The following is a 26,015-nucleotide window of genomic DNA, read 5'->3' as shown; positions in this document are numbered from 1 at the left end:
AGATGGAGCCGTGCAGGACAGGGGAACCTTCACAGTGTTACGGGACCGGGGGGCCGACACCGTCGCCGCCCGGCCCTCGCTCGGCGAGCGCATCATCGAGGCCGTCAACCGCGACCCGAGCACCGCACCGCACGCCATGCGCAACGACGCGCTGCTCGCGGTCGGCCTCGCCGTGGTCGCCATCGGCCTCGCGCTGTTCACCGGCGACGGGCGCCGGCCCGACGCACTCGGCTGGACCCTGCTGCTCGCCGCCCATGTGCCGCTGGCATGGCGGCGGCGCAGGCCGCTGCTCGTCATGGCCGCGGTGGTGGCCTGCGTTGCGCCGTACCACGGCCTCGACAACAGCCATGCCGCGCCCACCCCGGGCTCGTTCGTCGCCCTCTACACCGTGGCCGTCACCGGCAGTCCGCTGCGCACGATGCTGGTCGGCGCCGGTGTCATCGGCACCTCCGTGAGCGTCATGCTCACCGTCAACACCCATGAGGCGATGGAACTGCTGCAGACCTCCGGCTGGGTCATCGCGGTGCTGTTCCTCGGGGTCGACGTCCGCTTCTACCGCCAGTACGTCGCCTCCATCGTCGAACGGGCCGTGCGGGCCGAACGCACCCGCGAGGAGGAAGCCCGCCGCCGGGTCGCCGAGGAGCGCCTGCGCATCGCCCGCGACCTGCACGATCTGCTCGCGCACAGCATCACGCTCATCGGCGTGCAGGCCTCGGTGGCCGCACATGTGCTGGCCGCCGACCCCGACCGCCTCGACCGGGACGCCGTCGCCGGGGCGCTGGACGACATCGCGGAGACCTGCCGTACCGCACGCGGCGAACTGCGCACGACCCTCGAGGTGTTACGGGACCCCGAGACCGGCGACGCCCGCGGGCCTCTGCCCGGCCTCGACGGCCTGCCCGACCTCGTGGAGGCCGCACGCGCCGCCGGTGCCAAGGTCGACGTGTCGCTGCACGCCGAGGACACCCCGCCGGCCGTGGGGGCGGCCGCCTACCGCATCGTGCAGGAGGCACTGACCAACGCCGTGCGCCACGCGGGCTCGGACGTCACGGTCAGGGTCGGGCTGCACACGGCTGAGGGCGCGCTCCATGTGGAGGTGACCGACGACGGCACGGCCACGCCCGGCGGCACGCCCGGGTCCGGACGTGTCAGCACGCCCGGGTTCGGACTCGTCGGCATGCGGGAGCGGGCCCGCAGTGTGGGCGGCGCGCTGGACGCGGGGCCGCGCCGGGAGGGAGGGTTCGCGGTCACTGCGGTACTGCCTCTGCGGACTCCGGGGACTCCGGGGACTCCGCGGACTCCGCGGACTCCGGACATTCCGGTACGAAATGAGGACCGATGACCCCGCCCCATGACTCGCAGTCGGCGCGAACCGCATCGTATGAGGCGCCGCCATCCATCCGAGTGCTGCTCGCCGACGATCAGACGCTGGTCCGCGCCTCCTTCGCGATGCTCGTCGAGTCGGCCCGCGACATGGAGGTCGTCGGGCAGGCGGCCACCGGCCGGGAAGCCGTCGAACTGGCCCGCTCCGCCCGGGCCGACCTGATCGTCATGGACATACGCATGCCCGACGTGGACGGCATCGAGGCGACGCGGATCATCGCCGCCGACGAGGATCTGGCGGGCGTCAAAGTCCTCGTGCTCACGACCTACGACACCGACGAGCACATCATCGAGGCGCTGCGGGCGGGGGCTTCCGGGTTTCTCGTCAAGGACGTGAAACCCGCCGAGCTCCTGGACGCCATCCGTACGGTGGCCGCGGGGGAGTCACTGCTCTCACCCGGGCCCACGGCCCGGCTGATCGCCCGTGTCCTGCGTGGTCCCGGGGCGGATACGTTTTCGTCCGCGACCGGAGGGCCCGACTGTCTCTCCGAGCGGGAGCGGCAGGTGCTGACGCTGGTGGCGCGCGGGCTCAACAACACGGAGATCGCCGATGCGCTGGGGCTGAGTCCGCTCACCGCGAAGACGCATGTCAGTCGGATCATGGGGAAGTTGGGGGCGCGGGATCGGGCCCAGTTGGTGATCGTGGCGTACGAGTCGGGGCTGGTGACGCCGGGCGTCGGCGGGTGAGGGCCCTATGGGGCATTTCCCAGTCCCGCCCCTTCCCGAAACTCGGGGCTCCGCCCCCAGACCCCGATTCGCATCGTGACTCGCGAGGCCGGTCCAGACATGCTGACGGCCGCGGTCACCGTGCCGCTGTGGTCGAAGACCGGGGCGCCGGCACAGCGGATTTCGTGTTCGTTCCCCACGTCGTCGACCGCGTAGCCGCGCTCCCGTTGGCTCTCTTGCGCTGACGCGCGACATGCCCCATCCGGGTGAGAGTGCTGGATTCGGCTCCCTGCCTCCCTGCGACGCAGTTTAGTGAATGCTAAACTCGCGAAAGGGCTCAGGAGTGGAAGAGCAGTGGGACGTGTACCTCACCAGCGACGTCGATCAGTGGCTCAACGACCTGGAGAAGGCGGATCCGGCTTCGTACGTGCTTGTCAACCAGGCCATCTGGATTCTCGCCTGCCACGGTCCGGCTGAAGGGCGGCCGCTGGTCGACCGCATCAAGGGGTCGGCGTTGCACAATCTGAAGGAGCTGAGGCCCGGCTCGGCAGGGCGCAGTGAGGTGCGCATTCTCTTCATGTTCGACCCGTGGCGCTCCGCGATCCTGCTGGTTGCCGGTGACAAGGCCAGGACCTGGAGCGCCTGGTATGAGGAGGCGATCCCATTGGCGGAGCAGCGGTATGCCGAATACGTCGCCGACCGTAAGAAGGAGCTGGGAAAGTGAGCGGACACATCAGGTGGTCGGCCACTGGACACCGCGAGCGGGCAGAGGAGCTGGTTGGCGGCCGGGACATGTTCCTCGAGGGCGCTCAGCGCATGCTCGCCGAGGCCCGCGCGTGGCGCCTGGTCGAGATGCGTCAGGAGCGCGGGTACACGCAGGCGCAGGTCGCCGAACACATGGGCGTCAGCAAGGGCAGGGTCTCCCAGATCGAGAGCGGCCAGGTCTCCGGAACGGACATCGTGGCGCGATACATCGAGGCACTCGGCGGCAGCCTGGTGATGGTCGCCGTCTTCGATGACGGCGAGCTGCGCAAGGTGGGCTGACGGCGGGCGCCGACCGGCTACAGGCGACCCTTGCTGACGGCGTCCGTGAACGTCGTCCAGGCGGCACCCTGAACAATCAATGCGGGGCCGTCCGGGGTCTTGCTGTCCCGGACGGGGACGACGCCGGGGTGGCCGTCGGACACCTCGACGCAGTTGCCCCCATCGCCGTCGCTGTAGGTGCTCTTGCGCCAGCGGGCGGCGCCCACGAAGTCGTATGCGACCTCAAGGCAGCTGCCGCCGTTGTCGTCGCTGTGGCTGCTCTTACGCCACTGAGCCGAGCTCAGGTCGTACTCGGGCATCGTCTGTGGTCCTCCGCCGCCGACTCGATCAGGGCCAGGGACGCCTCAGGCGACAGCGCGGTGGCCCTCAGTAGATCGTATGTCTCCTGCACACGCTTCACCAGGGCCGGATCGTCCAGCAGGTTCCCCGAATACACCGCTTCTGTATAGGCGGTTGGCGGCGCGTCCTCGAACTCCATGAGCTGCAGCATCCGGCCCATCAGGGGGTACGCCCCAGCAGCGTGCGCCAATACCTGCACCAGCACCCTTCGCGCGCGTCCCAGGTCTGCGATGTGGTCGAGTTGCTCGGCCATCACAGCGGGGCCGCCCACCGGCAGCCGTAGCGCGTGTTCATGCAGGATGACCCAATACACGGGTCGTGTTGAGTGCTTGAGGAGCTGAGCGCGTTCCAACCGTCCCGACACCTTTTCCTCGACGTGCTCGTCGGACACGAACGGGTTGCCCGCCAGCATGACGGCGCGGGTGTACTCGGCGGTCTGCAGCAGCCCCGGCACAAGCGCAGGCGCAAACTCACAGATTTTCGTGGCCAAAGCTTCCAGTTCTGCTACCGGCGCGAAGTAATCCGCATAGCGCCGGTCATTGATGAGCTTCCTGCACATCCGCTCGAAAAAACCGCCGGTTTGCAGGACCTCGTCGATCCGTTGGGCGACATCCAACTGGGGCTTGCGAATTGCCTGTTCGAATTGGCCGATGTATGCGCCGGATACGAAGACCCGCGAACCCAGCTCCACCTGGGTGAAACCCGTGTCTTCGCGGCGTCGTTTCAGTTCTGCCCCGAAGAACTCCCAAGCAGCCTGCCGTGAACCATTGGCCATGGCCAACCCCCTTGTTGTGCACTGCACTTGTAGAGATCCGGCTCCTGTCGAGTGTAGGTGCGCAGCGGCATCGTGGAGATGTGAAGTATGGAATGTCGATGGGAAAGGGAACCGGTGAAGGCGGAAGATAGAGGGCGACACTCGGCGCGGTGCGTCGAGGGGGCGGAGGAGACGGTGACGGAATTGCGCATGGCGCTTGCGCGGGCGGGAATTACATTGCCTTCCCTGCGGATCGACCTGGTGACCGTGGCGCGCGATGCCCCATGTCCGCTGATCGAATTGGGCCGATGTTCCGTCGCTGTCGCCGCCCGCCTGGCGGCGGCCCTCGGCGGCGCTGCGCCGGATTCGGCCCCCGCCGCGGACGGGGGCGCCGCACGATGAAGCCCCCCATCGGTTCGTACGCCGTCGACACCCGTACCGGCAAGGTGGGCCGGGTGGTGGGCCACGAGGGGCCGTACGTTCAGCTCAGACCCCTCGGTGGCGGCCGGGAGTGGGACTGCGAACCCGGCGCCGTACGGGCCGCGACCGCGGCGGAGCGGTTGCGCGCGGCCACCGCGTACGCGAACGCGCGCAGCCGGGGCGAGGTGCCGTGACCCGCCACGGCACCGGGAGCCGTGGGAGAGAATGGCTCCATGAGTCTGTTCCGGGACGACGGCATCGTGCTGCGGACCCAGAAGCTCGGTGAGGCCGACCGCATCATCACGCTTCTGACCCGCGGGCACGGCCGTGTGCGCGCCGTCGCCCGAGGAGTGCGCCGGACCAAGTCGAAGTTCGGGGCGCGGCTCGAGCCCTTCTCCCATGTGGACGTGCAGTTCTTCGCGCGCGGCAGCGAGCTGATCGGCCGCGGGCTTCCGCTCTGCACGCAGAGCGAGACGATCGCTCCGTACGGTGGCGGGATCGTCACCGACTACGCCCGCTACACCGCCGGTACGGCCATGCTGGAGACGGCGGAACGCTTCACCGATCATGAGGGCGAGCCGGCCGTGCAGCAGTATCTGCTGCTCGTCGGCGCCCTGCGCACCCTCGCCCGCGGCGAGCACGCGCCAAACCTCATCCTGGACGCGTTCCTGCTGCGCTCCCTCGCCGTCAACGGCTATGCCCCGAGCTTCGGCGACTGCGCACAATGCGGAATGCCCGGTCCGAACCGGTTCTTCTCGGTCGCGGCGGGCGGTTCCGTATGCGCCGACTGCCGCGCGCCCGGCAGCGTCGTACCCTCGCCGGAGGCTCTCGTCCTCCTCGGCGCGCTGCTGACCGGCGACTGGGAGACCGCGGACGCGTGCGAGCCTCGGCACGTACGGGAGGGCAGCGGCCTGGTGTCGGCGTATCTGCACTGGCACCTGGAGCGCGGACTGCGCTCCCTGCGGTACGTGGAAAAGTAGCAACCCTCACTCAGCAAGCCCCAGCAAGCCCCAGCAAGCAGAAAGTCGAGAGCAGAGAGACGTGAGCCTCATGGCACGACGCGGGATGCTCGGACGCCCCCGCCGCGAGTACAAGGCCCCCGAGCCGCACCCGTCCGGGGCGCGTCCGCCGAAGCTGCCCGGCGAGCTGGTCCCGAACCACGTGGCGATCGTGATGGACGGGAACGGCCGGTGGGCGAAGGAGCGCGGGCTGCCGCGCACCGAGGGCCATAAGGTCGGCGAGGGCGTCGTGATGGACGTGCTCAAGGGCTGCCTGGAGATGGGCGTGAAGAACCTCTCCCTGTACGCCTTCTCGACGGAGAACTGGAAGCGGTCGCCCGACGAGGTGCGCTTCCTGATGAACTTCAACCGGGACGTCATCCGGCGCCGGCGCGACGAGATGGACGAGCTCGGCATCCGTATCCGCTGGGTGGGCCGTATGCCCAAGCTGTGGAAGTCCGTCGTGCAGGAGCTCCAGGTCGCACAGGAGCAGACGAAGGACAACGACGGGATGACGCTGTACTTCTGCGTCAACTACGGCGGGCGGGCCGAGCTCGCGGACGCCGCGCAGAAGCTGGCGGCCGACGTCGCGGCCGGAAAGCTCGACCCTGCCAAGGTCACCGAGAAGACGATCCAGAAGTATCTGTACTACCCGGACATGCCGGATGTGGATCTCTTCCTCCGCCCGAGCGGCGAGCAGCGCACGTCCAACTACCTGATCTGGCAGTCCAGTTACGCCGAGATGGTCTTCCAGGACGTCCTGTGGCCGGACTTCGACCGGCGCGACCTGTGGCGGGCCTGCCTGGAGTACGCCTCGCGCGATCGCCGCTTCGGCGGGGCGATCCCGAACGAGGAGCTGCTCGCCATGGAGGGCGAGCAGGCGTAGCCCGTCCGGCTCTCGATTTCGCAGGCCGGAACGGGACGTTAGGGTTCCGCCCATGGTTCACCAGGGGCGGGACATCATCCAGGGCGCGGACGTCGTCGAGCTGGCCTACCGGCCGACGCGTAGGGACATACGCACGGGCATCGGGGTGCGGGACCGCATCCGGCGCCTCGTGGTGCTGCGGTGGGCCTTGGTGATGATGTTCCTGGCGTTGGCCGTTCGGCACGTAGTGACCATGGACGCGGTGAACAGCGCGTCCGCCGCGTTCTCCTTGGCCCTGGCGGTCATGCTTCCGGTGCTGATCTGGTCCCTCCCGCACCTCCAGGCCCACCACGTACTCAAGCTCGTCTCCTGGCAGGGCGAATACCGCACGACGGTGACCGATACCGGCATAGCCGCCGAGACCGAGCACACGGCCCTGGTGCAGCGGTGGTCGCTGTTCCGCGGCTACCGCGAGACGCGCGACCACATGGTGCTGCTCAGCCGCGACCCGAACATCCTGGTCCTGGAGGTGCTGCCCAAGCGCGGGCTGCGCTCCCCGGAGGACGCGGAACGGCTGCGGGCCCTCCTCGACCGGCATCTGAGCCGGGTCTGAGAAGGGCCCGAAAGCACGGGGGCGCGGGGCTCAGTCCTCGTCGGACCGCGCCGCGCACTCCGCGCACGTACCGAAGATCTCCACCGTGTGCGCCACGTTCACATAGCCGTGCTCGGACGCGATGGCCTCGGCCCACTTCTCGACGGCCGGGCCCTCCACCTCGACGGCCTTGCCGCAGACGCGGCAGACCAGATGGTGGTGGTGCTCACCGGACGAGCAGCGGCGGTAGACGGCCTCGCCGTCGTTCGTACGGAGCACGTCCACCTCGCCGGCGTCGGCGAGGGACTGCAGGGTGCGGTAGACCGTGGTCAGCCCGACGGAGTCGCCACGGTGCTTGAGCATGTCGTGGAGATCCTGCGCGCTGCGGAACTCGTCCACCTCGTCCAGCGCGGCTGCCACGGCTGCACGCTGCCGGGTGGACCGGCCCCGTACTGGTCCAGCGGTCGTCACCGTTGCCTCCTCACATCAGCTGCCGGGCCATTGTGCCAGGTGGCCGCGGCCCGATGGGACGCTCGCCCTCGGCGAGCATCCGGTCCCGGCGCGGACGACGCTCACCTCGGAGCCGGGGTGCGGCTGTCCGGCACCTTCTCCGGAGCAGGCTGCGGGGCCGTTCCCGCCCCGGCCGCGGCCTCCGGAAGCACGCAGTCCGTCGCGCCCGCCTCGCCTCCGGTGGCGGCCGCCACGGCACGTGCCCTGCGCCGGGCGAGCGGCGTGGCCAGCGCGGTCAGGGCGATGAACACGGCGATGGTCAGCAGCACGATGGTCGCGCCGGGCGGCACGTCCTGGTAGTACGACGTGACCGTACCGCCGAGCGTGACGCCGACGCCGATCGTCACGGCGATGGCGAAGGTCGCCGCGAAGCTCCGGCTGAGCTGCTGGGCGGCCGCCACAGGCACCACCATCAGCGCGCTGACGAGGAGCAGGCCCACGACCCGCATGGCGACGGTGACCGTGACCGCCGCGGTGATGGCGGTGAGCAGGTTCAGGGCGCGCACCGGAAGCCCCGTCACCCGCGCGAACTCCTCGTCCTGGCTGACGGCGAACAGTTGCCGCCTGAGGCCCAGCGTGACGAGCACCACGAGCGCGGCGAGCACGCAGATGGCGAGCACGTCCCCCTGCGACACCGTCGACAGCGAGCCGAACAGATAGGAGCTCAGGTTCGCGTTGGAGCCGCCCGGCGCGAGGTTGATCAGCATCACACCGCCCGCCATACCGCCGTAGAACAGCATGGCGAGGGCGATGTCGCCGCGCGTCCTGCCGTACCAGCGGATCAGCTCCATCAGCACGGAGCCGACCACGGCCACGGCCGTCGCCATCCACACCGGGGACGTCGACAGCAGGAAGCCGAGGCCGACGCCGGTCATCGCGACGTGGCCGATGCCGTCGCCCATCAGGGCCTGGCGGCGCTGGACGAGGTAGATGCCGACGGCGGGCGCGGTGATGCCGACGAGGACGGCGGCGAGCAGGGCCCGCTGCATGAAGGCGTAGTTCAGGATTTCCATCGCCGGGTCCTAACTCAGCAGGCCGGTACGGACCGGCTCCGCGTCGGCGGTGTGCGGGTGGACGTGGTCGTGGCCGGGCAGCGCGTGCTGGCCGACGGCGGCCGGGGGCGGCCCGTCGTGGACGACGCAGCCGTCGCGGAGCACCACGGCGCGGTCGATGAGGGGCTCGAGCGGTCCCAGCTCGTGCAGCACGAGCAGGACGGAGGCGCCGGCCGCGACCTGCTCGCGCAGAGTGGCCGCGAGGACCTCCTGGCTGGCCAGGTCGACGCCGGCCATCGGCTCGTCCATGATCAGGAGTTCCGGCTCGGAGGCGAGGGCTCGCGCGATCAGTACGCGCTGGTGCTGGCCGCCGGAGAGCGCGTTGACAGAGTCCTTCGCGCGGTCCGTCATGCCGACGTGCGCCAGAGCCCGGTGCACGGCCTCCCGGTCGGCCTTGCGCAGCACCCCGAAGCGGGCGCGCGAGAGCCGCCCGGAGGAGACCACCTCGGTCACCGTGGCCGGTACGCCGCCCGCGGCCGTGGTGCGCTGCGGTACGTAACCGACGCGCGCCCAGTCGCGGAAGCGGCGTCGCGGGGTGCCGAAGATCTCGATCTCGCCGCCGCTGACGGGCACCTGGCCGATGACCGTCCGGACCGCCGTCGACTTGCCGGAGCCGTTGGCGCCGAGCAGCGCGACGACCTCACCGCGGTGCACGGTGAGGTCGATGCCCCGCAGCACGGGGCGCGAGCCCAGCTCCGCCGTCACTCCCCGCAGGGATATGACGGGGTCGGCGGGGTTCTCGGGCCGGATGGCCTTCATGGCTCGCGCCTTTCAGTACTGCTCCGGCGGTGCGGAGGGGGTGCCTGCGTCACTTGGCGCCGAGTGCCTGCTGCAGTGCCTGGAGGTTGGACTCCATCACCTGGAAGTAGTCGTCGCCGCGGGACTTTTCGGTGATGCCCTCGATCGGGTCGAGGACATCGGTCTTCAGGTTCGCGTCGTTCGCGAGGGTCTTCGCCGTGTCGTCGCTGACGAGCGTCTCGTAGAAGACGGTGGTGACCCCGTCGGCCTTGGCCATCTCCTGGAGCTCCCTGACGCGCGCGGCGCTCGGCTCGGTCTCGGGGTCGAGACCGGTGATGGCCTCCTCGGTGAGGCCGTAGCGCTCGGCCAGGTAGCCGAAGGCGGCGTGGGTGGTGATGAAGACCTTGGAGTCGGTGTTCTTCAGCCCGTCCTCGAACTGCGTGTTCAGGCCGTCGAGCTTCTTCACCAACGCGGCGGTGTTCTTCTCGTATTCCGCGGCGTTGTCCGGGTCGGCCTTCTCGAAGGCCTTGCCGACGCCCTCGGCGACCTCGGCGTACTTCACGGGGTCGAGCCAGATGTGCGGGTCCTTGCCGCCCTCGGCCTCGTGGTCGTGGCCCTCTTCCTCGGCGTGCTCTTCCTCGGCGTGCTCGTCGTGCTCCTCGGCGTGGCCGCCGACCTCCTCGCCGTGCTCCTCCAGGCTGGTCAGCGTGGCGGCGTCGATCTTGGTCTTGACCTCGGACTGCTGCACCGCGTCGTCGACGGCGGGCTGGAGACCCTTGAGGTAGAGGACGGCGTCGGCCTCCTGGAGCTGCGCGGTCTGCTTGGCGCTGATCTCCAGGTCGTGCGGCTCCTGGCCGGGCTCGGTGAGGTTGGTGACGCTCACGTGGTCCCCGCCGATCTGCTCGGCTAGGAACTCCATGGGGTAGAACGACGCCACGACGTCGAGCTTCCCGCTGCTGTCGCCGTCGGCGGCGTTGGAGCTGGAGCAGGCCGAGAGCGCCCCGAGGCCGAGCGCGGTGGCGGCGGCGACAGCGATGCTGGTGCGTATTCGGGAACCGGGTCGGGAGGTGGCCGGATTGCGGCGTACGTTCATGACAGTCATTTTCAACAAATCTGGAAACGATTGTCAATAAAGATCAGTGGAAGCCCTGTGCATGGTCACTGCGCGGTCACAGCGCGTCTGAGGGGCGAACCGATTTGATCCGGGGGGTGTGAGCGCCGGTAACCTGAATCATTCGCTGTGAAGCAATGCTCTGAAGCAGTCGCTTCGTCGCCCGTCGTCGTAATGAAGAGAGCACCGTGGCCGCCGACAAGATCGACACCATCGTCAGCCTGAGCAAGCGCCGTGGCTTCGTCTACCCGTGCAGTGAGATCTACGGTGGCCAGCGTGCCGCCTGGGACTACGGGCCGCTGGGCGTCGAGCTGAAGGAGAACCTCAAGCGCCAGTGGTGGCGCTACATGGTCACCTCGCGCGAGGACGTCGTCGGTATCGACTCGTCGGTGATCCTGGCGACCGAGGTCTGGCAGGCCTCCGGGCACGTCGCCACGTTCACCGACCCGCTCACCGAGTGCACCTCCTGCCACAAGCGGTACCGCGCGGACCACCTGGAGGAGGCCTACGAGGCGAAGCACAACCGCCTCCCGGAGAACGGCCTCGCGGACATCAACTGCCCGAACTGCGGCAACAAGGGCCAGTTCACCGAGCCCAAGCAGTTCTCGGGTCTGCTGTCCACGCACCTCGGCCCGACGCAGGACAGCGGCTCCATCGCCTACCTGCGTCCCGAGACCGCGCAGGGCATCTTCACGAACTTCGCGGCCGTCCAGCAGACCTCGCGTCGCAAGCCGCCGTTCGGCATCGCCCAGATGGGCAAGTCGTTCCGTAACGAGATCACGCCGGGCAACTTCATCTTCCGCACCCGCGAGTTCGAGCAGATGGAGATGGAGTTCTTCGTCAAGCCGGGCGAGGACGAGAAGTGGCACGAGTACTGGATGCAGGAGCGCTGGAACTGGTACACGGGCCTCGGTCTGCGCGAGGAGAACATGCGCTGGTTCGAGCACCCGAAGGAGAAGCTCTCCCACTACTCGAAGCGCACCGCTGACATCGAGTACCGCTTCCAGTTCGGGGGCAGCGAGTGGGGCGAGCTCGAGGGCGTCGCCAACCGCACCGACTACGACCTGTCGGCCCACTCGAAGGCCTCCGGCCAGGACCTGTCGTACTTCGACCAGGAGGCCGGCGAGCGCTACACGCCGTTCGTCATCGAGCCCGCGGCCGGTGTCGGCCGCACGATGCTCGCCTTCATGCTGGACGCCTACAACGAGGACGAGGCGCCCAACGCCAAGGGCAAGATGGAGAAGCGCACGGTCATGCGCTTCGACCACCGCATCGCCCCGGTGAAGGTCGCGGTGCTTCCGCTGTCGCGGAACCCGGAGCTGTCCCCGAAGGCCAAGGGCCTTGCGCAGGCGCTGCGCCAGAACTGGAACATCGAGTTCGACGACGCGGGCGCGATCGGCCGCCGCTACCGGCGGCAGGACGAGATCGGCACGCCGTTCTGTGTGACCGTGGACTTCGACACGCTTGAGGACAACGCCGTTACTGTGCGTGAGCGTGACTCGATGAAGCAGGAGCGGGTGTCCCTGGACCAGATCGAGGGGTATCTGGCGGCCCGGCTGATCGGCTGCTAGGCGCTGCGCTGTGCTTGTACGGTGCCCGGGTCCCTGTACGGGGGCCCGGGCACCGTCGTTCTCGCCGGGGCCGGCCCATGTGATGCGCGCCCGGCGTCGTGGGGTTGTGCCCACCCTCCCCCATTGCCTTAAGGGCATGGGAGTTGCCCCCATCGCCCCAGCGGACGATCGCCCACAACGGGAGCCTCCCAGCGGAACGTTTGCCCACAACGGAGGGAAGTGGCCCTCCCGGGCGTAGCAGTCGTGCACACTGGGCGCGACGCTTACTCAGGGGTGGGAGGCATGATGCCCTCGATGACCACGAGCAAGGTGAGCAGGTGGGACCAGCACGGGCGGGAGCACATCGTCCGGGTGCGGCGCGCGGGTGTCCAGCGGTTGCTGGTCTGCGACACCTGCGGCTGGCGCAGAGGTGCTCAGTTCCTGCCCTGGCTCAAGGCGGAAGAGCATCTCGCGGAGGCGCACCAGGCGACCTTGGATCCGTCGGCCGAGTAGCAGCCGTAGCAGCCGCAGCGGGCCGTATCGGCCGTAGCGACCCCCGGCGATCGGGCGGGGCGTGAGGGTCAGCCGGCGGAACCGTGCGCCTCGGCGCCCAGCCCGCGTAGCACCAGGCCGAGCACCGACGCGAAGGCGTCCTCGATGCCGGGGCGCGACCACTCCGGCGCATACGCCGGGTCGTGGAAGCGGCCCGTCGCGTCGAACACCGCGCGAGCTGTCGCCGCGGCATCGGAGCCCGCGGCGGCTGTGAACTCGCCCCGCTGTACGCCGTCTTCGACGATGTCGGTGAGCTGTCCCACCAGATCGGCGATGTGCTGCTCGACGACGGTGCTGTTCTCGTCGAGCAGCACCTCGTACGTGGCGAACAGCTCAGGGTCGTCGCCTGCCTTGTGCCGCTTCGCGGCGAAGAGCTCCGCCAGCCACTTCCTCAGGACTTCCGGTGTCGGTTCGCCCTCGGTCCGTGCGATCCGCTGCAGCGTCTCGGTCGTGCGGTCCAGCCAGCGCTTCGTCACCGCCTCGCGCAGCTCCGCCTTCGTGCGGAAATGGCGGTACACGCTGCCATGGCTGACTCCCAGCGCGCGGGCCACGTCGACCACGGTGGCCTTGGCCGGGCCGTGGCGGCGCAGCACCTCCTCGGTCGCTTCGAGGATGCGCTCAGAGGTCAGGGGCTCGGGTGCCATGGCCTTGACCGTACCGTTCGCGGATCAGCGCTCGCTGTCGAGGTGTCCCATCTGGGCCGCAGGATAGCGGTCGCCCGCGGCAGCGCCGGCCGGCACGGCCTCCTCGATGGCCCTCAGATCGGACTCGTCGAGGACCACGTCCAAGGCGCCGAGAGCCTCGGTCAGCCGGTCGCGGCTGCGTGCGCCGATGAGCGGCACGATGTCCGCGTTGTGCCGGTCGGCTTGGGCCAGCACCCAGGCGATCGCCGTCTGGGCGACCGATATGCCCTTCTGTTCGGCGATCTTCCGCAGAGCGTCGACGAGGTCGAGGTTGTGCTGCAGGTTCTCGCCCTGGAAGCGGGGGCTCATGCCGCGGAAGTCGTTCGCGGCGAGCTGCCGGTCCCGGGTGAAGTGGCCGGAGATCAGACCGCGGGACAGCACGCCGTACGCCGTGATGCCGACGCCCAGTTCGCGGGCGGTGGGGAGGATCTCCTCCTCGATGCCGCGGGAGATCAGTGAGTACTCGATCTGGAGATCGGAGATGGGAGCCGCGGCGACGGCCCGGCGGATGGTGTGCGCGCCCGCCTCCGAGAGGCCGATGTGCCGGACGTGCCCCGCCTCCACCAGTTCGGCTATGGCGCCGACCGTCTCCTCGATCGGCACGTCGGGGTCGACGCGCGCGATCCGGTAGATGTCGATGTGATCGACGCCGAGCCGCTGCAGGGAGTACGCCGCGAAGTTCTTCACCGCGGCCGGGCGGCCGTCGTATCCGGACCAGCCGCCGTCCGGATCGCGCAGGGCGCCGAACTTCACGCTGGTGAGGGCCTGTTCGCGCAGGGAGGCGGGGGCAGTGCGCAGAGCCTCGTTGATCAGCAGTTCGTTGTGGCCCATGCCGTAGAAGTCGCCGGTGTCGAGCAGGGTGATGCCCGCTTCGAGAGCGGCATGGATCGTCGCGATCGACTCGGCCCGGTCCGCATTGCCGTACAGCGCGGACATGCCCATGCAGCCGAGGCCGAGGGCGGAGGTGCGCGGGCCGGTGGACCCGAGGGTGCGGGTTTGCATGGTGACTCCAGGGCTCCTTCGATGGAAGAGCGGACACCACCACAATGGCATGACAGCTGACAGATTTCAATATCTGTCAGCTGTCATGTCTGTGTATTGCTCCGGGCGTCACCCGATCGTGCGCGGCAGCCTCAGGCTCAGGGTCGTCGTCAGGGCCACGCCTGCCAGCTGTACCAGCAGAGTCACCATCAGCGCGTCCCGCATGCCCATGCCGGGGACCAGCGACACGAAGAGCGTGCCGAGCGTCGCGACGCCCAGGGCCAGCGCCGACTGCTGGGTAGTGATCATGACGCCGCTGCCCACGCCCGCGCGGGCCGCCGGGACCTCGGAGAGGATGATCCGGAAAAGCACCGGGAGCTGCATCGCCTGGCCCATGCCCGCCACCGCCGCACCCGGCAGGAGCTCCACGAAGCCCAACTGCGGCCAGCTCCGCCAGGCCGCGAGCACGATCAGCGTTATGCCGACCGCCTGGATCAGCCCGCCCGCGGTGACCACGCGCGTCCCGTACCGGGCGACGAGCCGCGGCCCCGCCAGCGATGTCAGGAAGAAGACGACCGCCATCGGCGTCAGTGCGAGCCCCGACGCCACCGGCCCGAGCCGCACGCCCTGCTGCAGCGCCACCGCGATGACGAACATGAACCCGCTGAACCCGATCGAGAACGGGACGATCATCACCAGGCCACGCCGCAGCGACTCCAGTGCGAACAGGCTCGGCGGCACCAGCGGCGTACGCCCCTTGCGCTCCGCGCCGCGCTCCACCCGGTAGAAGGCGAACACCGCGAACGGGAAGACGGCAAGCGCCACCCAGGTCCACAGCGGCCACCCGGCCGCGCGCCCCTCGGTCAGCGGCACGAGCAGCGTCAGCAGGGACACGGCCAGCAGTACGGTGCCCGGTCCGTCGACCGGTTCCGGGCGCTGGGACCTGGTCTCCGGGACGGCGCGTGCAGCGAGCAGGAGACCTGCCAGCACGATCGGCACGTTCACCAGGAACACGGACCGCCAGCCGGAACCCGCGATGTCGGCCGAGACCAGGACGCCGCCGAGGATCTGCCCGGCGATCATGGAGAGCCCGGCCGTGGCGCCGTACAGGCTCATCGCCCGCGCCCGGCGCGACCCGGAGGTCGACGCCTGGATGGTGGCCAGCACCTGCGGCAGCATCAGCGCGGCCGCGGCGCCCTGCGCCACGCGCGCCAGGACCAGCGTCCAGGCGTCCGGTGCGAGACCGCACGCCAGCGAGGTGAGTCCGAAGGCGGCCATGCCGCCGATGAAGAGCCTGCGCCGGCCGAACATGTCGCCGAGCCGGCCGCCGAGGACCAGCAGCACGGCGTACGAGACGCCGTATCCGGCGACGACCAGTTCCAGCACCGACTCGCTCGCGGCCAGGTCGTGGCCGATCGTCGGCAGGGCGACGTTGACGATGAAGAAGTCGATGAGGGGCAGTGCCGCACCGAGCAGCACGGTGAAAAGTCCGAGTTCGCCGAGTGAGGGTGGGGCGGCGGTCGGGGTGCGGACTGCGCTTGCCAGGGTTGTTGTTCCGGATTCGCTCACGTACGCCAGACTGGTCCGGAACTCAGGCTGGTACCAGAGTCTCTTTATCCTGGTACAAGGAGTACCTGGAAACAGGCTCGGCGGTTCGGCAGGCTGGAGGCATGACGACGATGACGCCACAGACGACGACGCCGCAGGCGAGGAAGCGGGAGTCCGTGGTGGGGGCCACGGAGATCGCGGAGATCGCGGAAATCACGGAGATCACGGAGATCACGGAGATCACGGAGAGCGCAGAGGCCGCGGAGGCCATGGAGGGTGCGGCCGAGGTCCGGCGCCACGAGCTCGCCGCGTTTCTGCGCAGCCGCCGTGAGCGCATCACGCCCGAGCAGGTCGGCCTTGCGCGCGGACGCCGCCGGCGCACCCCGGGCCTGCGCCGTGAGGAGGTCGCGCAGCTCTCCGCGGTCGGCGTCACCTGGTACACCTGGCTCGAACAGGCCCGCGACATCCAGGTCTCCGGCCAGGTCCTCGACGCGCTGGCCCGCACCCTGCTGCTGGATCCCAGCGAGCGCGCCCACCTCTTCAAGCTGGCGGGCGTCGCCGACCCCGCGCCCGGCACGCCCTGCCCGTCGATCACTCCGGCGCTGCGGCAGGTGCTGGAGCAATTGGAGCCGCTGCCGGCCTGCATCCAGAACAGCCGGTACGACATCCTCGCGTACAACCGCACGTACGGGCGGCTGCTGTGCGACCTCGACGCCGTCCCGCCCGAGGACCGCAACGGCATGATCCTCGCGTTCACCAACGCGGACTGGCGGTCGTCGATCGTGCTGCTCGACGAGACGATGCGGCTGATGGCCGCCAAGTTCCGGGCCTCGATGGCGGACCACCTCGCCGAGCCCGCGTGGAAGATGCTGCTCAAGCGGCTGCGGGCGGAATCTGCGGAGTTCCGCGAGGCGTGGGACCGGCACGAGGTGATCGGGGCGCAGAGCAAGACCAAGCAGTTCCGCAACGCCCATGTCGGGCTGCTCACCCTCGACCACACCGACCTCTGGCTGGGACCGGCGCACGGCCCGCGCCTGGTGACGTACGCCCCGACGGATGACGTGTCGCGCGAGCGGCTGGAGAAGCTGCACGCTCTGGCGCTCGCCGACGGGACGCGCCCGGGCGCCGACTACGCGCGGCCTGGGACCCCCGCCACCTCCTGAACCTCCGCCGTCTCCAGACGTTCCGCCGTGCGCCGGGCCGTGCGGCGGGCCCATGCGCCGCTTGTCAGGGCGCCCACGACCAGGACGGCCAGGCCGCATGCCGTGATGATCCACCAGGCGGGACGGGCGGCGTCGACGAAAGTGTCGCGGTACGCGGAGCCGTCCACGCCCGCCGCCAGGACCGCGCCGATCACCGCGACGCCGAGCGTCGCGCCGATCTGCCGGCTGGTGGAGGCCACCGCGGCGGCGACACCCGCCTGGGCGCGGGGCATCCCGGCGACCGCGGTGTTGGTGATCGGGGCGTTGACGAAGCCGAAGCCGACGCCGAACAGGACGTAGCCGAGGAAGAGCGTGGTGTCGGCCGTCTCCGCCTCGAAGGCCGCGAAGAGGACGCCGCTCGCCGTCATCGCCACGCCCGCGACCAGCAGTGGCACCCGTGGGCCGCGGCTGCCGACCAGCCGACCGGACAGCGGTGCGCACACGAGGCACATGACGGCCATGGGCAGCATCCACAGGCCCGCGTGGAGGGCGTCCAGCCCGCGGACCTGCTGGAGGTAGAGGGTCGACAGGAACAGGAAGCCGCCGAGTGCGGCGAACGCGCTCACCGCGATCCCGGTAGCCCCGCTGAACGGCGCGCTGCGGAAGAAACGCAGGTCGATGAGCGGTTCGCTGCGCCGAGGCTCGTAGACCAGCAGTCCGGCCAGCGCGCCCAGCACGACCGCGGCGCAGGTCAGGATGGCGGGTGAGGTGAGCCCCTCGGCGGGCGCCTCGATGATCGCGTACGTCAGGCAGCCGAGCAGCGTGATCACCAGCAGCTGGCCCACCGGGTCGGCGCGGCGGGGCTTGGGGGCGCGGGACTCGGGGACGTACCGCGCGGTCAGCAGCAGCGCGGCGACGCCGACCGGCACGTTCATCCAGAAAATGGAGCGCCAGCCGACCGACTCCACGAGCAGCCCGCCGATCAGCGGTCCTGCCGCCATCGATATGCCGACGACACCGCCCCAGACGCCGATGGCGCGGGCGCGCTCGCGCGGCTCTGTGAAGGTGTTCGTGATGATCGACATCGCGACCGGGTTGAGCATCGAGCCGCCGACTGCCTGCACCATGCGGAAGACCACGAGCAGCTCGAGACTGGGCGCGAGGGAGCAGAGCGCGGAGCCGACGGTGAAGACGACCAGCCCCGTCCGGAAGACCCGGCGGCGGCCGATGCGGTCGGCGGTCGAGCCCGCGAGCATCAGGAGCGACGCCAGGACCAGCGTGTACGCGTCGAGTGTCCACTGCAGTCCCGCGACGTCGGCGTCGAGGTCCCGTTGCAGGGACGGCAGGGCGACGTTCAGGACGGTGTTGTCGAGGCTGACCATCAGCAGGCTCAGGCAGCAGATGGTCAGGACGAGCATCTGTCGGCGGTGGCTGAGCTCCGGCATGACCAAATAGTACGCCTAACTAATCACTTTCTTTCGGGAATCACTTTCCCCTCGGACGGGCAGGGCGCGCATCGGCGTACGCGACAATGGGGGAATGTCCATGGCCTCCTCCTCCGCCTCCACGCTTTCCGCCACGCCGGCCGCCACGCTCTCGATCGGTCCGCACACGGTGCAGCCGCCCGTCGTGCTCGCCCCCATGGCGGGTATCACGAATGCGCCGTTCCGCACCCTCTGCCGTGAGTTCAGTGGCGGCAAGGGCCTTTTCGTCAGCGAGATGATCACGACGCGGGCGCTGGTCGAGCGCAACGAGAAGACCATGCAGCTGATCCACTTCGACGCGAGCGAGACACCGCGGTCGATCCAGCTGTACGGCGTGGATCCGGCGACCGTCGGCAAGGCCGTCCGCATGATCGTCGAGGAGGACCTGGCCGACCACATCGACCTGAACTTCGGCTGCCCGGTACCCAAGGTGACCCGCAAGGGCGGCGGTTCGGCGCTGCCGTACAAGCGGAACCTGCTGCGGGCGATCCTGCGCGAGGCGGTCGGCGGGGCCGGGGACCTGCCCGTGACGATGAAGATGCGCAAGGGCATCGACGACGACCACCTCACGTACCTCGACGCGGGACGCATCGCCGTCCAGGAGGGCGTGACGGCGATCGCCCTGCACGGACGGACGACCGCGCAGCACTACGGCGGCACCGCCGACTGGGACGCCATCGCGCGGCTGAAGGACCACGTGCCGGAGATCCCCGTCCTCGGCAACGGCGACATCTGGTCCGCCGATGACGCGGTGCGGATGATGCGCGAGACCGGGTGCGACGGGGTGGTCGTGGGGCGTGGCTGCCTGGGTCGGCCCTGGCTGTTCGGGGATCTGGTCGCCGCCTTCGAGGGGCGCGGCGAGCAGGCGCGCCCCACGCTGCGCGAGGTCGCCGCCGTCATGGTGCGGCACGCCACGCTGCTCGGGGAGTGGCTGGGCGACGAGGCGCGTGGCGTGATCGATTTCCGCAAGCACGTGGCCTGGTATCTCAAGGGGTTCTCGGTCGGCTCCGAGATGCGCAAGCGGCTTGCGGTCACTTCTTCACTGGCCGGGCTCGAGGCGGGGCTCTCCGAGCTGGACCTCGACCAGGAGTGGCCCGCGGGGGCCGACGGGCCCCGGGGGCGGACATCCGGCAAGAACCGGGTGGCTCTGCCGGACGGGTGGCTCGCCGACCCCTACGAGTGCGCCGGGGTCGGCGAGGAGGCGGAGCTGGACACCTCCGGGGGGTGAGGCTGCCCTGCGGAGGGCGGCGCCACCCCTCCGCCGCCCCCGCAGCCTTGGGGTTGCCGCACGGCGGGACAACCCTCTCGGGTCCCGTATCACGGCAAAGGAAAAGGGCCCGGAGCGGCCCGAATGCGTCCGCAGGATCGTGTCAGCCATCCGCAATACACTGAACGCATGGGTCATCTCGCGCCCACCACCGACGATCTGGTTCTGCAGACCGGCGAGGGGTCGAAGACGCTGAGTGCCGGCCGGCGCTATCTGGTCGGACGGGACCCCACCAGTGACATCACCTTCACCGACAAGCGGGTGTCCTGGCACCATGCGGTGCTGCGCATGGATCGCGGCAGCTGGACGGTGGAAGACGTCGGTAGCACCAACGGGACCTTCGCCGACGGTTACCGGGTGCAGCGCCGCGAACTCGGCCCCGGCACGTTTCTGCGTTTCGGGCACCGCGACGACGGCCCCTGGGCCACCATCTCCAGCGTCTCCCGTCCGCCGCCCACCCGTGTCGAGGAGCTGTCCCACGAGGCCGGTACCTCGGCAAGTCAGATCTTCCGTCAGCCCACCGTCGTACGACGCGTGTCGGCTCCTGTCCTGACGATCGGCCGCAACCCGGACAACGACGTGGTCGTCGACGACCTGATCGTCTCCCGCCGACACGCCGAGCTCCGGGTGCTGGCCGACGGACGACACGAGATAGTTGACCTGGGCAGCCACAATGGCACTTATGTCAACGGCCAGTCGGTGACTGCCTGTTTCCTGGGGCCCGACGATGTGGTCGAGATCGGGCGCTCCAGCTTCCGGCTGGTCGGTGACCGTCTGGAGGAGTTCGCCGACACGGGCCGCGTGTCGTTCTCGGCCCGGCGTCTCGCCGTAAGGGTGGAGCACAGGGGGCGGAAGAGGACCCTTCTCGACGACGTCAGCTTCGGGCTGCCGGAGAAATCGCTGCTGGCGGTGATCGGGCCGTCGGGCTGCGGAAAGTCCACCCTCCTGCGTGCGCTGACCGGTTACCGTCCCGCCGACGACGGAGAAGTCCTCTACGACGGCCGCGATCTGTACCGGCATTTTCCGGCGCTGCGTCAGCGCATCGGTCTTGTGCCGCAGGACGACATATTGCACCGCGAACTGACCGTGCGCACCGCGCTGGCGTACGCGGCCCGGCTGCGCTTCCCCGGCGACACCGAACGGGCCGAACGTGACGGTCGCATTGACGAGGTGCTCGGCGAGCTGCGTCTGGGCCTGCGCGCGGACCAGCGCATCGCGGCACTCTCCGGTGGCCAGCGCAAGCGAGTCTCCGTCGCGTTGGAACTGCTCACCCGGCCGTCGCTGCTCTTCCTCGACGAGCCGACGTCCGGCCTGGACCCGGGGATGGACAGGGACGTCATGCAGACGTTGCGGGGCCTTGCCGACGACGGCAGAACGGTCGTGGTGGTGACGCACTCGGTGGCCGAGCTCAATGTCTGTGACAAGTTGCTGGTCATGGCGCCAGGCGGTGTGGTCGCGTACTTCGGCCCACCGGACGAAGCCCTGGCCTTCTTCGGCTGCCAGTCCTGGGCCGATGTCTTCCAGGCGCTCGAGGAACGGTCCGGGGACGACTGGTTCGGCCGCTACCGGGCCTCGCCGCAGTACGCGATGTACTACGCGGAAGCGGCAGCGACCGAGCCCGTCCACGTCCAGGAGGAGGAGCAGCCGCAGCCGGTGAAGCCGCAGCCCTGGCGCTCGCAACTGTGGACACTGATGCGGCGTTATCTGGCGGTGATCGCTTCCGACCGGGGCTTCTTGGCGCTGATGGTGCTGTTGCCCGCGATCCTGGGCGGGGTGAGTCTGCTGGTCCCGGCGGCGTCGGGGCTCGTCGCGCCGGAGCCGCCGGAGAAGTTCAACCGGCAAGCCGCGACCATCCTGCAGATCCTCGCGATCGGTGCGTGTTTCGCCGGTTGCTCCAATTCGGTCCGCGAGCTGGTCAAGGAGCGGGTGATCTACGAACGGGAACGGGCGACGGGGCTGTCACGCTCGGCATACCTGATGTCCAAGATCATTGTGCTGGGAACCATCAGCGTCCTTCAGGCGCTGGTCATCTGCTTGATCGGCTTGGTCCCGCGGAGACTGCCCGCCGAGGGGCTGATCCTCAAGAGCGCACCCGTCGTCGAGATGACGGTCGGCATCATGCTGCTCAGCTTCGTGTCCATGATGTGCGGGCTGGTGATCTCCGCGCTGGTGAAGACGGCTGAGAAGACCATGCCCCTGCTGGTGATGTTCTGCATCGTCCAGGTCGTCTTCACCGGCCTTCTCTTCCAGCTCTTCGACAAACCGGTCATCGAGCAGCTCGCCTGGCTCATGCCTGGCCGCTGGGCGGTGGGCATGGTGGCCACGACCACTGACCTGTCCCGTCTGATGCCGCCGTTCGACGAGAAGAACCCCGTGCTGGACCCCTTGTGGCAGCACACGGCCGCCCAGTGGTGGACGGATGCCGCGATGCTGATCCTGATCGCGATTGCTTGCGGGTTCGCCGTGCTCAGGCTGCTGAGGCGGCATGAACCGGACGTCATGCGAGGTCGCTGACCTCCCCCATTGCCTTGAGGGGATGGGAGGCACCCCCATCCCGGCCCCGCCTCGACCCAGCGGCATCCAGGTCGGGCGGGGAGAGAGGGTCGGATGCCGCCGGCAGAGGTGCGTGCCGGGCGCCCGGGACGGGCGCCCGATCAGTGAGTACCTCTCAGGCGCCCCCGACCGCTGTGAGCAGCGCCAACGGCGCCGCAGCCGAGCGGGACTCCCGCACGCACGCGTGCGGGTACGGCACCGGGGCCGGATGCACGGCCCGGTCGTACCCCGCGAGTACCTCCGGCAGCCGGTGGCCGTCCGCCGCTGCCGCGTCGACGAGGGCGTGGGCGACCGCCCGCGCCTCGTCGTGCAGCCCGTACCGTGCGAGGCCCAACGCGATCAGCGCGTTGTCGTGCGGCCACACCGAGCCCCGGTGGTAGGACAGCGGATGGTAGGCGGGCTGGCCCGCGGCGACCGTACGGACGCCCCAGCCGGAGAAGAAGTCCGGCTCCAGCAGACGGCGGCCGACCAGCTTGCCGTACTCCTTGTCGAGCAGGCCCGACCACAGAAGATGGCCCGCGTCCGAGGCGAGCGCGTCGACGTGCCGGCCGCCGCCGTCCAGGGCGAGCGCCGGGAAGTCGAGGTCGGCCATCCAGAAGTCGCGCTGGAAGCGGTCGCGCAGGTCGGAGGCGGCCTGCTCCAGCAGGTCCGCGTACACCTCGTCGCCCCAGACGGTGCGGGAGAGCTGCGCGGTGCGGCGCAGGGCGTCGTACGCATAGCCCTGGGCGCCCGCGGCCATCACAGGCCCCGTGGCGCGGCTGCCGTCCGCCGAGCAGATCGCGCCCGGCGAGTCCTTCCAGTTCTGGTTGGCGAGGCCGCCCTCGTCCGCGCGGTAGACGAGATAGCCGCGCGAGGTGAGCCCGCCGTGGTCCAGCATCCAGCCGACCGCGGCGCGCGCGTTCGGCTCGAGGCGACGGGCCAGGGCCGCGTCGCCCGTCTGCTCGACGTAGGCGCCGAGGAGCACGAGGAACAGCGGGGTGGCGTCGACCGAGCCGTAGTACCGGCCGTACGGCACCTGGCCGAAGTGCGCCAGTTCGCCGTGGCGCACCTCGTGGACGATCTTGCCGGGCTGGGCGACCGTGCCCGCGGACGCCTCCGTGGCCTGCACCGCGGCCAGCGCGGGGAGCGTGGCGGCGGCGAGCTGCGGGCGGTAGGGGAGGGCGAAGAGCGAGGTCAGCAGCGCGTCGCGGCCGAGCAGCGTGAGGAACCACGGGACGCCCGCCGCCGGTACGCGCAGCTCCTCGCCGTCGGGCCCGGTCGCGGGGACCTGCAGGACGGCCAGGTCGGAGAGGCCCCGCGCGCAGGCCGCGGCCAGCTGCGGCCAGGTGTCGGGGAGAGCGATGCCGTCGATGAACTCCCGCTCGGCATCGGCGAGTTGATCGGCCGCGGCGGACGGGGAGCAGGGCACGCGTGGTTCGGGGGCGCCATGCGGGCAGGCCGCGACACGCAGGGTCAGTTCGGCCGTGGCGCCCGGCTCCAGCTCCAGCGTCCAGACCAGGCGCCGGGCACCGGTTCCGGTCTCCTCGACCGCGTCCGGCGCCGGCTCGGACGTGACGGTGGTACAGGACCGCCACTCCCCGCGCCGGTAGCTGAACTCGACGCCGTCCTCCAGGATCTGGCGGCTTCGGACGGCGCCCGTCTTCGTGTACGTACGGTGGTCCGAGCGCAGCTCGAACTGGTCGGTGAAGTCGGCGTCGACGGTCAGCCCGACGCGGACCGTCGCCGGGGCGGGGCGGTTGGAGGCGATGCGCAGCACCTCGACGAACGAACCGTCCGCGACGGCCTGCTCACGGAACAGCGTGTACGCGGGCGGCTCCTGGCGTCCGCCGCGCGGCACGAGCACGCAGCGCGCCGTGCCCGCCCCCTGCCCGGCGTCCCGGCCGTCCGGTCCGCGCAGCCCGTCCGGCCCGTCCGCTACCGGGGTGAGGACGTCCGGCACCGCCCCGTCGACCGTCAGCTGCCAGCGGCTGAGATGCCGGGCGTCGCGCACGAACAGCCCGTCGGGCGAGGTGCTGCCGCGCACCCCGCTGATGTCGCCGCCCTGGCCCACGGCCGCGAACGTCCCGCCGTGCACGAGCAGATGATGCCGATCCGTCATCGCCGGTCCCCTCCCTTGTCCTTGTCGAAGCGGTCGCGCTTGTCGAAGCCGTCGTGCTTGTCGAAGCCGTCGTGCTGCTGGAACCCGTCGTGCCGGCCGAGCCCGTCGTACTCACCGAGCCCGTCGCGCTGGAACCTCCTGGCGCGCGCGTCGCCGTGCAGCAGATCGAGGGTGAGCGCGGCCGTCCAGCTGAAGCCGCGTGCGCCGCACCCCTTGCCCGTGTACGGATCCACGTACTCCGCGAAGTCCGAGTCGGCCGCCGTCGTCAGCAGTGCCGAGCGCAGCCCGTCCGCGAGCGGGCGTTCGCCGTGCAGGCGCAGGCCCCGCTCAAGCAGCCAGTTCGTGTTGAACCAGGCCGGGCCGCGCCAGTACCGGTGCGGATCGAAGGCCGGGCCCTTCAGGTCGTAGCTGGGCACCAGTCGGGCGCTGCCGCCAAGCTCGAAGTGGGGCCCGCGCGCGGTGCGAACCAGAGCCCTGGCGACGGGCCGGGGGAGTGCCGGCAGGATCAGCGGCAGCAGGCCCGCGACACTGCGTGCCGGTACGAGCGAGCCCAGGCCACCGGTGGCGGGGTCGCGCAGGTCACGGCAGAAGAAGAGCCCCTCGGCCGGGTCCCACAGCCGCTCCACGAGGGTGTGCGTCAGCCGCTCCGCGCGCGCGTGCCGCGCGGTCCCGGCCGCTCCCAGCTCGCCGGCGATCCGGGCCAGAGCGTGCTCGGAGGCGATCAGGAGGGCGTTGAACGCCGGGTCCTCGACCGCGAACTCTCCGGCCCCGTCGGCGTACCGCCCGTCGCGGTAGTCCGCCGCCAGCCGCACGTACCGCCCGTAGTCCAGGTCGGTGGGGCGGTCCTCCGCGGCGCCGTGATCGAGGTCGGCGCGGCGGAACGTACGGGCGGGCGCGGGCTCCACGCGCGCGAGGGGCGCGTCCCAGGCGGGGCTGTTGTCCATGCCCTGCTCCCAGGGGTGGACGACGGCCGCGAGACCGCCGCCGCCCAGGTCCCGGCGGTGCAGCAGATAGCGGTGCCACGCCGCGAGCCGGGGATAGACCCTCGGGAGGAAGGAGCGGGCGCGGGAGAGCTCCGGGTCGGCGCGGTGCACCAGCCAGGCGGCCAGGGCGTGCACCGGCGGCTGCACTATGCCGGACGTCTGTACGGCGCGCGGGGCGCCGGCGGCGCTGCCCGCGGTGGAGGAGCGCCAGAAGTCCGGGCTGGGGAAGTAGGCGTCCAGGGGGACGGCGGGGTTGAAGACGATGTGCGGGACACGGCCGTCGTCCCACTGGGCGTCCAGGAGCGTCTCCAGCTCCACCTGTGCGCGGTACGGAGACAGATGGCGCAGTCCGATGGCGATGAACGCCGAGTCCCACGACCACTGGTGCGGATACAGGCCACGCGAGGGCACGGTGGACGTTCCGGTCCAGTTGGCGCCCAGGACCCGGGCGGCGCTGAGGTGCAGCGACCGCGCGGAGTCCGATGGATTGAATCCAATCGCTCCGGTATGCGTGATCTCACCATGGCCGGAAACAGGGGGTGAGGCGGCGTTGCGCACGGTTCTTCCGTGCCCGCTGCGACGGGCGGTGAGCTGGGTTGTGCGGTCCACGCATGTCTCCCCGAAGACGTCCGGCCGACCAGTTCGGCAATGGGTACCGTAGGGTTACGTCTATTTAACACGCAAAACCCAATATGTAATGTG

General features: G+C 70.1%; 26 protein-coding genes. 13 read left to right on the top strand and 13 right to left on the bottom strand.

What is annotated here, in order from left to right; all coding sequences use genetic code 11:
- Positions 1 to 34 precede the first annotated feature (34 nt).
- Together H1D24_RS25895 and H1D24_RS25890 are read left to right on the top strand one after the other, a co-directional pair.
- The gene (locus H1D24_RS25895; RefSeq protein WP_374064366.1) at positions 35 to 1,342 is read left to right on the top strand and encodes a sensor histidine kinase; all 1,308 of its coding nucleotides are present in this window, start codon (positions 35 to 37) and stop codon (positions 1,340 to 1,342) included.
- Entirely contained in the window at positions 1,339 to 2,070 is a 732-nt protein-coding gene (locus H1D24_RS25890; protein WP_181660100.1) for a response regulator, read from the top strand. The genes H1D24_RS25895 and H1D24_RS25890 overlap by 4 nt, the downstream gene beginning before the upstream one ends.
- Positions 2,071 to 2,075: 5 nt before the next feature.
- On the opposite strand, the gene H1D24_RS25885 is transcribed toward H1D24_RS25890, so the two are convergent.
- On the bottom strand, positions 2,076 to 2,330 hold the full coding sequence (locus H1D24_RS25885; protein WP_309484449.1) for an IclR family transcriptional regulator domain-containing protein: 255 nt from the start codon (positions 2,328 to 2,330) through the stop codon (positions 2,076 to 2,078).
- Between the two features lie 62 nt (positions 2,331 to 2,392).
- Between H1D24_RS25885 and H1D24_RS25880 the strand changes: the two genes are divergently transcribed.
- Complete coding sequence (locus tag H1D24_RS25880; RefSeq protein WP_181660099.1) at positions 2,393 to 2,773, top strand: type II toxin-antitoxin system RelE/ParE family toxin; 381 nt, start codon at positions 2,393 to 2,395, stop codon at positions 2,771 to 2,773.
- Positions 2,770 to 3,093 carry a helix-turn-helix domain-containing protein gene (locus H1D24_RS25875; RefSeq protein WP_181660098.1) on the top strand — a complete coding sequence of 108 codons (324 nt, stop codon included), beginning with the start codon at positions 2,770 to 2,772 and terminating at the stop codon, positions 3,091 to 3,093. The genes H1D24_RS25880 and H1D24_RS25875 overlap by 4 nt, the downstream gene beginning before the upstream one ends.
- Before the next feature lie 17 nt (positions 3,094 to 3,110).
- On the opposite strand, the gene H1D24_RS25870 is transcribed toward H1D24_RS25875, so the two are convergent.
- On the bottom strand, positions 3,111 to 3,392 hold the full coding sequence (locus H1D24_RS25870) for a DUF397 domain-containing protein (RefSeq protein WP_181660097.1): 282 nt from the start codon (positions 3,390 to 3,392) through the stop codon (positions 3,111 to 3,113).
- Positions 3,374 to 4,207, bottom strand: coding sequence for a helix-turn-helix domain-containing protein (locus H1D24_RS25865; RefSeq protein WP_181660096.1), 834 nt, complete (start codon positions 4,205 to 4,207; stop codon positions 3,374 to 3,376). Before H1D24_RS25865 ends, H1D24_RS25870 begins: the two co-directional genes overlap by 19 nt.
- A gap of 377 nt (positions 4,208 to 4,584) precedes the next feature.
- On the opposite strand from H1D24_RS25865, the gene H1D24_RS25860 reads away from it, so the two are divergent.
- From H1D24_RS25860 to H1D24_RS25845, 4 genes are all read left to right on the top strand, one after another.
- Complete coding sequence (locus H1D24_RS25860) at positions 4,585 to 4,800, top strand: hypothetical protein (RefSeq protein WP_181660095.1); 216 nt, start codon at positions 4,585 to 4,587, stop codon at positions 4,798 to 4,800.
- 39 nt (positions 4,801 to 4,839) lie between these two features.
- Positions 4,840 to 5,586 carry a DNA repair protein RecO gene (gene recO, locus H1D24_RS25855; protein ID WP_181660094.1) on the top strand — a complete coding sequence of 249 codons (747 nt, stop codon included), beginning with the start codon at positions 4,840 to 4,842 and terminating at the stop codon, positions 5,584 to 5,586.
- A gap of 70 nt (positions 5,587 to 5,656) precedes the next feature.
- Positions 5,657 to 6,490 (top strand): isoprenyl transferase, encoded by an 834-nt coding sequence (locus tag H1D24_RS25850; protein WP_181660093.1) that lies wholly within the window; start codon positions 5,657 to 5,659, stop codon positions 6,488 to 6,490.
- A gap of 52 nt (positions 6,491 to 6,542) precedes the next feature.
- A complete protein-coding gene (locus H1D24_RS25845; RefSeq protein ID WP_181660092.1) occupies positions 6,543 to 7,082 on the top strand; it encodes a YcxB family protein in 540 nt (179 codons plus the stop codon).
- A 30-nt stretch (positions 7,083 to 7,112) separates the two neighbouring features.
- Here the strand turns inward: H1D24_RS25845 and H1D24_RS25840 are convergent, their stop codons facing one another.
- The 4 genes from H1D24_RS25840 to H1D24_RS25825 all read right to left on the bottom strand — a co-directional run bounded on the left by H1D24_RS25840 (position 7,113) and on the right by H1D24_RS25825 (position 10,454).
- Complete coding sequence (locus H1D24_RS25840; protein ID WP_181660091.1) at positions 7,113 to 7,532, bottom strand: Fur family transcriptional regulator; 420 nt, start codon at positions 7,530 to 7,532, stop codon at positions 7,113 to 7,115.
- A 101-nt stretch (positions 7,533 to 7,633) separates the two neighbouring features.
- Entirely contained in the window at positions 7,634 to 8,584 is a 951-nt protein-coding gene (locus H1D24_RS25835) for a metal ABC transporter permease (RefSeq protein WP_181660090.1), read from the bottom strand.
- 9 nt (positions 8,585 to 8,593) lie between these two features.
- Positions 8,594 to 9,382 carry a metal ABC transporter ATP-binding protein gene (locus H1D24_RS25830; protein WP_181660089.1) on the bottom strand — a complete coding sequence of 263 codons (789 nt, stop codon included), beginning with the start codon at positions 9,380 to 9,382 and terminating at the stop codon, positions 8,594 to 8,596.
- Between the two features lie 49 nt (positions 9,383 to 9,431).
- Entirely contained in the window at positions 9,432 to 10,454 is a 1,023-nt protein-coding gene (locus tag H1D24_RS25825) for a metal ABC transporter substrate-binding protein (protein ID WP_258564320.1), read from the bottom strand.
- 206 nt (positions 10,455 to 10,660) lie between these two features.
- On the opposite strand from H1D24_RS25825, the gene H1D24_RS25820 reads away from it, so the two are divergent.
- Entirely contained in the window at positions 10,661 to 12,043 is a 1,383-nt protein-coding gene (locus H1D24_RS25820; RefSeq protein WP_181660087.1) for a glycine--tRNA ligase, read from the top strand.
- A gap of 285 nt (positions 12,044 to 12,328) precedes the next feature.
- The gene (locus H1D24_RS25815; protein WP_181660220.1) at positions 12,329 to 12,535 is read left to right on the top strand and encodes a hypothetical protein; all 207 of its coding nucleotides are present in this window, start codon (positions 12,329 to 12,331) and stop codon (positions 12,533 to 12,535) included.
- Positions 12,536 to 12,603: 68 nt separating this feature from the next.
- Here the strand turns inward: H1D24_RS25815 and H1D24_RS25810 are convergent, their stop codons facing one another.
- From H1D24_RS25810 to H1D24_RS25800, 3 genes are all read right to left on the bottom strand, one after another.
- Positions 12,604 to 13,218 (bottom strand): TetR/AcrR family transcriptional regulator, encoded by a 615-nt coding sequence (locus H1D24_RS25810; RefSeq protein WP_181660086.1) that lies wholly within the window; start codon positions 13,216 to 13,218, stop codon positions 12,604 to 12,606.
- Between the two features lie 24 nt (positions 13,219 to 13,242).
- Positions 13,243 to 14,259, bottom strand: coding sequence for an aldo/keto reductase (locus H1D24_RS25805; protein ID WP_181660085.1), 1,017 nt, complete (start codon positions 14,257 to 14,259; stop codon positions 13,243 to 13,245).
- A gap of 108 nt (positions 14,260 to 14,367) precedes the next feature.
- Positions 14,368 to 15,807, bottom strand: a complete 1,440-nt coding sequence (locus tag H1D24_RS25800) for an MFS transporter (RefSeq protein ID WP_309484444.1) — start codon at positions 15,805 to 15,807, stop codon at positions 14,368 to 14,370.
- Positions 15,808 to 16,055: 248 nt separating this feature from the next.
- Here H1D24_RS25800 and H1D24_RS25795 point away from each other — a divergent pair, with 248 nt between their 5' ends.
- Positions 16,056 to 16,949, top strand: coding sequence for a helix-turn-helix transcriptional regulator (locus H1D24_RS25795; RefSeq protein WP_181660218.1), 894 nt, complete (start codon positions 16,056 to 16,058; stop codon positions 16,947 to 16,949).
- Here H1D24_RS25795 and H1D24_RS25790 read toward each other — a convergent pair.
- Positions 16,916 to 18,373, bottom strand: a complete 1,458-nt coding sequence (locus H1D24_RS25790) for an MFS transporter (RefSeq protein ID WP_181660084.1) — start codon at positions 18,371 to 18,373, stop codon at positions 16,916 to 16,918. The genes H1D24_RS25795 and H1D24_RS25790 overlap by 34 nt on opposite strands.
- A gap of 94 nt (positions 18,374 to 18,467) precedes the next feature.
- On the opposite strand from H1D24_RS25790, the gene dusB reads away from it, so the two are divergent.
- Together dusB and H1D24_RS25780 are read left to right on the top strand one after the other, a co-directional pair.
- Complete coding sequence (gene dusB, locus H1D24_RS25785) at positions 18,468 to 19,640, top strand: tRNA dihydrouridine synthase DusB (RefSeq protein WP_374064359.1); 1,173 nt, start codon at positions 18,468 to 18,470, stop codon at positions 19,638 to 19,640.
- Between the two features lie 168 nt (positions 19,641 to 19,808).
- Positions 19,809 to 22,193: an FHA domain-containing protein gene (locus tag H1D24_RS25780; protein ID WP_181660083.1), complete on the top strand. Its 2,385-nt coding sequence runs from the start codon at positions 19,809 to 19,811 to the stop codon at positions 22,191 to 22,193.
- Between the two features lie 154 nt (positions 22,194 to 22,347).
- Here the strand turns inward: H1D24_RS25780 and H1D24_RS25775 are convergent, their stop codons facing one another.
- Both H1D24_RS25775 and H1D24_RS25770 read right to left on the bottom strand, forming a co-directional pair.
- Positions 22,348 to 24,330, bottom strand: coding sequence for an amylo-alpha-1,6-glucosidase (locus tag H1D24_RS25775; protein WP_181660082.1), 1,983 nt, complete (start codon positions 24,328 to 24,330; stop codon positions 22,348 to 22,350).
- Complete coding sequence (locus H1D24_RS25770) at positions 24,327 to 25,922, bottom strand: MGH1-like glycoside hydrolase domain-containing protein (protein ID WP_309484443.1); 1,596 nt, start codon at positions 25,920 to 25,922, stop codon at positions 24,327 to 24,329. Before H1D24_RS25770 ends, H1D24_RS25775 begins: the two co-directional genes overlap by 4 nt.
- Between the last annotated feature and the right edge of the window lie 93 nt (positions 25,923 to 26,015).

The organism is Streptomyces himalayensis subsp. himalayensis (assembly GCF_013778455.1).
GTDB lineage: Bacteria > Actinomycetota > Actinomycetes > Streptomycetales > Streptomycetaceae > Streptomyces > Streptomyces himalayensis.
This window is presented reverse-complemented; position numbering and strand designations above follow the sequence as displayed.